Source organism: Escherichia sp. KTE172 (assembly GCF_000408845.1).
Taxonomy (GTDB): Bacteria; Pseudomonadota; Gammaproteobacteria; order Enterobacterales; family Enterobacteriaceae; genus Escherichia; species Escherichia coli.
The window spans coordinates 4,471,418-4,479,073 of record NZ_KE137316.1 but is presented as its reverse complement, the minus strand read 5'-3'; the positions used below and the strand labels follow the sequence as shown (position 1 = coordinate 4,479,073).

The window sequence follows — 7,656 nt, the reverse complement described above, 5'->3', positions numbered from 1 at the left end:
TAATAGCGATTATTGCTCGGAGGCCAGGGTAGTGTGATGTGGTAAGTATTCACGCCTTAATTACCCTCTCTTTCAGCCAGATAACCTGCGTTCTCGCCATACCTTCCAGCGCGCATTCTTTTGCATATCCAGCGTCAACAAAATGCGTGCGGCGGTCGATTTCGTCGTGGCAGGCAGAACATGCAATGGTGGCAATCAGGTCTGGCGGTTTGATACCGGTACCGCACAATCCAGCCAGCCGGATATGTGCCAGTACAGACGTCTCAGAATTGCCATTACATACGCCAGGGATTCTTACCTGGCATTCCCGACCACGCGCTGCTTTTCTCAAATCAGCCATGATTCCTCCTTGCTGCCAGTCGCAACCATTTTTTATCAACCAAGCTGGCGGTATATCCGAGCAGTGTTGGTATTTCGGATGGCTTCAGCTCAGGTTTACGCTTACGACGATTTGGTACTCTGTAGATGTGTCCGTTCATGACACGAATAAGCGGTGTAGCCATTACGCCTCCTGCTTGTCGCGCAGCAGCTGGAACTCGCAGCTCTGCGGAATAGTCAGGTGGCAGCCAATATTCACCGCCCAGGCTTCAACCTTACACAGGAAGATATACATCTCTCCGGTATCAAGATCGGAGGTATGGCGTAACGACTGGATAGTGGTGATCTCACCGGTTACGACATCAACCAGGTCTTTGGTTTCATAACCGAGATATGTGTGTTTGAGAGCATCTTTTACCCAAGCTGGAGTGGCGAACGTTTTACCCCTGCTGATGAGGTATTCACTGATTTCGCTGTACCACATGTGGCTGAGTGCATTCTGGGAAAGACTGCGTTTCTCACGCCACGGTTTAAGCACCATGCGAAAGCATTTGCCTTCCTCCAGATAAGGCTGGATCTGCTGGCCGATAGCGGTGAAGTTACCACGATGCAATTTGATGCCGTCTTGTGGGAGGTTCACGCTTCACCTCCGCAGAGGTCAAACGCTGGATGCAAAAAATCGCAGGTGCATCTCTGCATCTGTGAAGGGAGAAGAGAGTTTGGATTGTATGTGCGCATAAACGTCCCCGTTTAGCGCAGAAGTCACCGGAGTTGTTCAAGCTCCAATGGCATGATTATGGCTGGTTGATTATTGGAAATCAAATGTGCTGAAAATTAGTCTGCCAAGTCTTCCTCAGTCGCAACTGGGTAATTCCAAATATCAAAAAAAGCTATAGCCTCCTGCCATTTGCTCCATAAGTTATCAAGTACTTGTGTAGGTTCCGTACTTTTAAAAACAGAATCAGCCGCATCACCGTTATGAACTTCCTCGTACAGTTCCATTATTAGCAGATTAACAAAGTACTGTTTCAACATTAATGCCTGATTACCTTCTTTCTGCTGGCTATCCTGCTTGATGAGCTCCATCGCCCGTACTAGGCACCTGATGATATCCGCTGCATCATTAACGCTCCATTCAGATCCGCGCTTATCTTTAGCTGATGAATTGGCTCTCTCAGCGCAAGCCTTTAAAGACTCATAAAGGTAAACTCTATTTTGTAGCTGCAGCGCTTTTTTTGACGTGCACCAACTTGCAAGCGCCGACCCCGCTGCGGCTAATGTGCCAAACGCAGAAATGCCTGCTGCTATTGCACTTAAGTCGGCACTGTCAAAGTTCCACATCATCGTTACACCTTATATAAACACCCCTCAGTAATATCCAATAAGGTATGTGAACAATCAATATAATTTATATCCGTATCGGCACATAGCGATTTTAATGCTACTGATAATGGTATCTTTTAGATTATATCGTCCAGTTCCAGTACCCGTATTTTATGAAATGGACTCGCACATTACCAAAAAAAATGCCAGCACTTCCGTCATCGCAGAATGCTGGCAGTATTTCTAACTAGTGACTTTATTGCAACAGATTCTGACGGAAATATGGTAACACACGACTCCACTTATCATCCTGCCACGGTTGGAATTTTACATGCGCCGTTTCTCTGGCAAGGATTTCTCGCGCCCTGTTGAGTATCCGAGGATATTCTTGTTCGATTGAAGTGAATCTACCTGCTTCGCGATGCTCTGCGACCTGAAGAAGGGGCGTAACGTTCTGGCAGGCGGTTAACATCGTATCACTTGCTCGCCATAACCAGGCGAGTGTGCAAAGTTCGTTATCAGTGAATTGTTTTGTGATTGGGGATTGTTGAACTTCTCGATCGAGAATATCCAGAACCCAGCGGCGGAATTCTTTGGCCACAGGAGTACGAGCAAACATGGCGATCAAATGGGCTCCGCGAAGGCTAAATACTCGAGACTCCTGCATTCCACGAGGGGTGGTCACTTTGACCACCCTTGTCATCATATCTGTGAATTCATCTGAGTGCCGAGAGTAAATGCGCTGAACTGCTTTATCGTCCGCATATTCCAGTGCTAAACCAACTTCAGTGGCAGTAAGCCAAATTCTGTTATTGTGGCAAATCGGGGTAAACGTCGTTTTGTGGAATGCTAATTGAGTAGTCATAGTATCACCTCATCAGGTTAACCATCACCACCAACGACGCCAATCGACTGGTGGTGAACTGTGTAAGGTTGGCGTAACCGGCTACTCAAACCCGGCGCTTCCGAAGAAGCCCTCACACAGCCCACCATAATTTGGGCATAGCCGTGCTTAGCGCACAAAAAAACCGCTTAACGCGGTATGCGTTGAGTAGTATCCCGGGACGCCAATCCCGTGTGCCGATTTTGCGGCAACGCACAGAATATAGCGCCGGATAAATCATGTCGTCAACCCCAGTAAATGGACACCATGATGATCACATCCATAGCTGCTACAACAGTTACAACTACCTCAGGCCAAAACATAACGATTTCCATATCACCTTTAGCCGCCAGACGAATAGAGACTCCCAATTCTGGCTGTCGAAGTAAAACACCGAATGTAAAAAATCGTAGGTGCATTTCTGCATCTGTGAATGGAGATGAGAGTTTGGATTGTGTGTGCGCATAAACGTCCCCGTTTAGCGCAACCCCACCACCGGGTGTTCAGGCCGACAGTAACTATATTATTCCCTACTGATTTTTGAAAATCAAAGGTCTTTATACGTCACACGAGAGCAAATATTTCCGAAGAAGAAACCTTTCACCTTGAAAGGATAAAGAGTTCATTTCATAAATTGAAATATTCAATAAGAATATTGCAAAAAATGAAATTATTTACTAGCGAGTCTATCTAACTGATAATTATGAAGATTGTAAGCGGTAGCAATCACCCGCATACACATTGAACAGGATTTAATACAAAACGTCTTAAATTGTCCGTAAGGAATAGCACGAATGACTCAAACTCCTCTATTACTTGCAATCATATTTTTATTGGTTGTTCTTGTTCTTTATATAGCTGCAATCAAACGCATCAAAAAAATACAATTAGAATTAAGTGATAGCAATCAAAAAAATGAAGAATACAAATCTCGCTTTGCAGATTATTTTAATGTAGAAGAAGAATGTAAGAAGCTTATTGAGAAAACAGAGCAAGAATGCTCCATAATAAAAGAAGAATCCCTAAAAGTAAAAGAAAATGCCAATAATGAACTAACAAACACCATTGAAAAAATGGATGGTATCAATAAACAAATCCAAGAGCTAAGAAGAACTTATAAAGAGAAGAAAGAAATATATGATAAACTAGTAAGGCAAATTTCTATTTATTCAGAAGATGTTGAGCTAGCCGAACTAGGATTTTACGAACCTCATTTTAATTTTGAAGATTCAGAGCAATTTAAAAACAAAATAAAATCCATCAGGGATGAACAGAAATTAATGCTGCGGGATAAAACCCACTCTGGCGCAGTATATTGTACAACCCAATGGACTGTTGAAGGCTCTCGAGCAGAGGGTAAAAAAATGACAGACAGAAATATCAGGCTAACTACTAGAGCATTTAATAATGAATGTGATGCTGCAATTAGCAATTGCACGTGGAAAAACATCACTAAAATGGAAGAACGCATCACAAAGGCATTTGAGGCCATAAATAAACTAAACGAGCAAAATCACATATATATAAACACTAAATACCTCAATAAAAAACTTGAGGAATTGTGGCTTACCCATGAATATCGTGAGCAAAAACAGAAAGAAAAAGAAGAACAGGCAGAAATAAGGGCACAAATGAGAGAGGAGGAGCGTGCACAACGAGAAATAGAAAAGGCCATGCAAGACGCAGAGGCAGAAGAGCGCCGTTATAAAAAAGCAATTGAAGCTGCAAGAAAGGAAATGGAAAAAGTTACTGGTGACATGAAGCAGCGCCTCGAAAATCGCATTGCCGAACTAGAACAGAGTTTGTCGCAGGCTGAATCAAAGCATCAAAGAGCATTATCCATGGCACAACAAACCAAACAAGGTCATGTTTATATTATTTCGAACATAGGTTCTTTTGGGGAGAATGTTTATAAAATAGGCATGACACGACGTCTTGATCCGCAAGACCGTGTAAATGAGCTCGGTGATGCATCTGTTCCTTTTATTTTTGATGTACATGCCATGATTTATTCGGAGGACGCTCCATCATTAGAAAAAAAACTACATGATGTCTTCGATAAAAAGAGAGTCAATCTTGTAAATCGTAGAAAAGAGTTTTTCTATGTTACTCTGGATGAGATCAAAGAAGCTGTTAAAAAACACTCTGATTCAGAAATTGAATTTATTGAGACAGCAGTCGCAAAAGACTTTAATGAGTCATTGGCTATTCGTAATCATGAAAATAAAAAAAGTGACAACAGCAACTCATCAATTATACCTGAGCGAAAAACCCCAGAGTTTGCAGATGCAATTTAATTAATTTGTAGTAGCAATAAAGCAGGCATCGTTGAGAATATTTTGTCAGCGATGCTTACTTCTCTAACAAAAACGGTGATTACCAACGAACTAACGGACTTCAGGTAATCATAAGACAAATGGAACGACTCTCCGGTGATTAGATCCCTGCAATAACAGTAATTTTCTACTAACTGAAAAATCTTTAACTGCCGCTCCTATTTCTAAGCTGACTGCTAGATTACATGGTGTGTTACCGATGAAAACCGTCACAGCAAGTTTAAGTTCATATCTCCATACACTGCCAACACTCGTTTCATCGCGGCACTCTGGCGACACTCCTTGAAAATCAGATTCGTGCTCACCTTTCCTTCCCGTTCTTCCCTGGTAGCGAACCGGTAATACACCGTTCGCCAGACCTTACCATCAACGACCAAGATTCCTGCCCGTGCCATTTTAGCCGCAGCCTGATTTATACTGGTTACTGTTGCGCCTGTTACCGCAGCAACGTCCTGCGCACAGAAGCTCTTATGCGTCCCCAGGTAATGAATAATTGCCTCTTTGCCCGTCATACAGTTGCTCCTTTCAGTCCGAACTTCGCTTTGATTTCTGCGATCTTCGCCAGAGCCTGTGCACGATTTAGAGGTCTACCGCCCATGACAGGAAGTTGTTTTACTGGTTCAGGTATCGCCTCACCACGGTTAATTCGCGCGGTCATACAAGTCAGTTCATCGGCAGCCTTGCGCCGTAATTCCGCATCAGTAAGCGCATTGGCCCGCATGTTCTGATACAGGTTGGTAACCAGCCAGTAGTGCGCGTTTGATTTCCACGGATAAGACTCTGCATCCGGATACAGGCCACGCTTCCGGCAATACTCGTAAACCATATCAACCAGCTCGCTGGTGTTTGGTAGTCCGGCAATAACGGATGCTTCTTCCCGGCACCAGGCTACAAACTGTCCGGGGGATGGCAGGAATGGTCGATTCTGCCGACGGGCTACGCGCATTCCTGCGTTAACCTGTTCCATCGTGGTGATCCCGTTTTCCCGGAAAGCCAGAACCCACTGGCGGCGGATTTCGTTCAGTTCGTTCTGCTCACGATTAGCCAGGCTCGCCGGGAAAGTTGCCAGTAACTGGCTGAACACACCGTTGATGATCTGCGCTACCTGCTGTACCTGTGGCTTTTCGTCATACTGTTCCGGCATGTTGTTGGCGATCCGACGCATCTGCTCACGGTCAAAGTTAACCATCTGTGCGGCGATGTTTTTCATAGATCCACCCCGTAAATCCAGTCAGTGTTTGTCAGGTCGAGTTTTGGTTTGCCGACTGTCACGCCAGCCTGTTGCTTGTTCCGGTTGATTTCGAGCTGGGTCCACTTGTCGCGGAGTTTGGCCGGACTCAGCACGTTACCGGACCAGAAGTTGTCCTGGCAGGCCCAGCGGAACAGCACGCACATGTCGCGGTGGTTACGTCCGTCACGTTCACGCATCAGGCGGATATCGTTAGCCCACCCAGCAAAATTCGGTTTTCTGGCTGATGGTGCGATAGTCTTCACCATGTCAAACATCCACTCTGCGGCGGTCAGGTCTTCTGCTGTCCCCCACTTGCTGCCGCTCTGAATTGCAGCATCCGGTTTCACCACAGGAAGATCGTTTTCTGGCTGGTCAGAGGATTCGCCAGAATTCTCGGACGAAAAAGGTTTTATATTGTCTTTTGTTAGTTTGTCTTTTGTGTTTACCTGATTCGGGTAAACGCCTTTACCTGATTTGGGTAAACTTTTCTTACCTGATTCAGGTAAATTTACCTCTTTCAGGTAAACTTTATTTTTCTTACCTGATTCGGGTAATGTTGACCATTCACTGACCACATTATTAATGCCGATATTCCGCCCGCTCTGAATAAGAATCCCACGCTTTACCAGAACGCTTTTTGCAGCAGAACACTTGTGCGGCAATATCCCGGTCAATTCGGAAAGTTGCTCGTTGCTCACCCAATCCAGTTTTTTATTAAAGCCATATGTTTTGCGCATGACAGCCAGGAAGACCAGAAGCTGGTGCTGTGTTAATCCGGCCAGCATCACAGCTTCCAGCAACTCATTTGCAATGCGCGTATAACCATCATCGAGATCTGCCACGCGCGGCTCCTTTTGTGCCGCATCCGGCACTGGAAAATTGAATATCTCAGCAGTGTTTGCCATAATTCCTCCCGCAATGAGTGTGTTACGATTTGCACCTGAAAGTCGGTTCTGTTCCAGCAGACCGGCTTTCGCCATTTCTGAACCTGTCATATCGCCCCCAGCATGGTAGTAACCATCGCCATCAATGGACCAGCCAGATCTGGGTCCACACGAAACATCGATACAATACCTTCACTAATTTCCTTCAGTTTCTGGTGGCGTGGTGCGTTGAGAATGACAGCCTGTTTTGCCTCACTGAGTTCCTTTTCCATTTCAGCCAACCTAGCCATGAAGCTATCCTGCTCAACCAGGTAACCGCGATATTCCAGCGGTAGTACCGCCAGAATTGCCGGGGTCAGTTCACGCACGTTATTTCGGTATTTTTCAGAATCGAATTTGTTATCGAGGAAGCGGAACAGCTTCTGGCGTGCACGGCTGACATCATCAGGGAAATCGATGGTGCCGCCGCCCTGCTCCCGATACTCATTCACAATGAGTGTGGCAACGACATCCTGATTATCTACAGCCGACCAGGCGCGGACGGCATCACGGATTTTTTCGTGGCCTGGCACCTGTTTTGTTTGAGAACGATTTATCACCGCAGTCGGGCTAAATCCGCTAGTCTGTTGGTATGGAAGTGGTTGCATAATTGACTCCTTTAGTTTGAATTGACTGTTAAGT

11 protein-coding genes are annotated in these 7,656 nt (G+C 45.2%); 1 reads left to right on the top strand and 10 read right to left on the bottom strand.

Features of this window, described 5'->3' with window-relative positions; all coding sequences use genetic code 11:
- Positions 1 to 49: 49 nt before the first annotated feature.
- From G434_RS03195 to G434_RS03215, 6 genes are all read right to left on the bottom strand, one after another.
- Positions 50 to 340, bottom strand: a complete 291-nt coding sequence (locus G434_RS03195; protein WP_000774491.1) for a DUF1364 domain-containing protein — start codon at positions 338 to 340, stop codon at positions 50 to 52.
- Complete coding sequence (locus tag G434_RS03200) at positions 333 to 503, bottom strand: NinE family protein (RefSeq protein ID WP_000224914.1); 171 nt, start codon at positions 501 to 503, stop codon at positions 333 to 335. Before G434_RS03200 ends, G434_RS03195 begins: the two co-directional genes overlap by 8 nt.
- Positions 503 to 958 carry a DNA base-flipping protein YbcN gene (ybcN, locus tag G434_RS03205; RefSeq protein WP_001053016.1) on the bottom strand — a complete coding sequence of 152 codons (456 nt, stop codon included), beginning with the start codon at positions 956 to 958 and terminating at the stop codon, positions 503 to 505. The genes G434_RS03200 and ybcN overlap by 1 nt, the downstream gene beginning before the upstream one ends.
- Positions 955 to 1,056, bottom strand: a complete 102-nt coding sequence (locus tag G434_RS29380; protein ID WP_001309322.1) for a hypothetical protein — start codon at positions 1,054 to 1,056, stop codon at positions 955 to 957. The genes ybcN and G434_RS29380 overlap by 4 nt, the downstream gene beginning before the upstream one ends.
- Positions 1,057 to 1,152: 96 nt before the next feature.
- Positions 1,153 to 1,662, bottom strand: a complete 510-nt coding sequence (locus G434_RS30850) for a hypothetical protein (RefSeq protein ID WP_000990010.1) — start codon at positions 1,660 to 1,662, stop codon at positions 1,153 to 1,155.
- Positions 1,663 to 1,897: 235 nt separating this feature from the next.
- Positions 1,898 to 2,506 carry a P22AR C-terminal domain-containing protein gene (locus tag G434_RS03215; protein ID WP_000211451.1) on the bottom strand — a complete coding sequence of 203 codons (609 nt, stop codon included), beginning with the start codon at positions 2,504 to 2,506 and terminating at the stop codon, positions 1,898 to 1,900.
- An 812-nt stretch (positions 2,507 to 3,318) separates the two neighbouring features.
- On the opposite strand from G434_RS03215, the gene G434_RS03220 reads away from it, so the two are divergent.
- Positions 3,319 to 4,821 carry an SNIPE associated domain-containing protein gene (locus G434_RS03220; RefSeq protein ID WP_000195116.1) on the top strand — a complete coding sequence of 501 codons (1,503 nt, stop codon included), beginning with the start codon at positions 3,319 to 3,321 and terminating at the stop codon, positions 4,819 to 4,821.
- Between the two features lie 248 nt (positions 4,822 to 5,069).
- Here G434_RS03220 and G434_RS03225 read toward each other — a convergent pair whose 3' ends face one another.
- The 4 genes from G434_RS03225 to G434_RS03240 are packed head-to-tail and all read right to left on the bottom strand — an operon-like array spanning position 5,070 to position 7,622.
- Positions 5,070 to 5,372, bottom strand: coding sequence for a protein ren (locus G434_RS03225; protein ID WP_000145913.1), 303 nt, complete (start codon positions 5,370 to 5,372; stop codon positions 5,070 to 5,072).
- The gene (locus G434_RS03230; protein ID WP_000788915.1) at positions 5,369 to 6,070 is read right to left on the bottom strand and encodes a replication protein P; all 702 of its coding nucleotides are present in this window, start codon (positions 6,068 to 6,070) and stop codon (positions 5,369 to 5,371) included. Before G434_RS03230 ends, G434_RS03225 begins: the two co-directional genes overlap by 4 nt.
- Positions 6,067 to 7,086, bottom strand: a complete 1,020-nt coding sequence (locus G434_RS03235; RefSeq protein ID WP_000147900.1) for a replication protein — start codon at positions 7,084 to 7,086, stop codon at positions 6,067 to 6,069. The genes G434_RS03230 and G434_RS03235 overlap by 4 nt, the downstream gene beginning before the upstream one ends.
- Entirely contained in the window at positions 7,083 to 7,622 is a 540-nt protein-coding gene (locus G434_RS03240; RefSeq protein ID WP_001182772.1) for a toxin YdaT domain-containing protein, read from the bottom strand. Before G434_RS03240 ends, G434_RS03235 begins: the two co-directional genes overlap by 4 nt.
- Positions 7,623 to 7,656 lie beyond the last annotated feature (34 nt).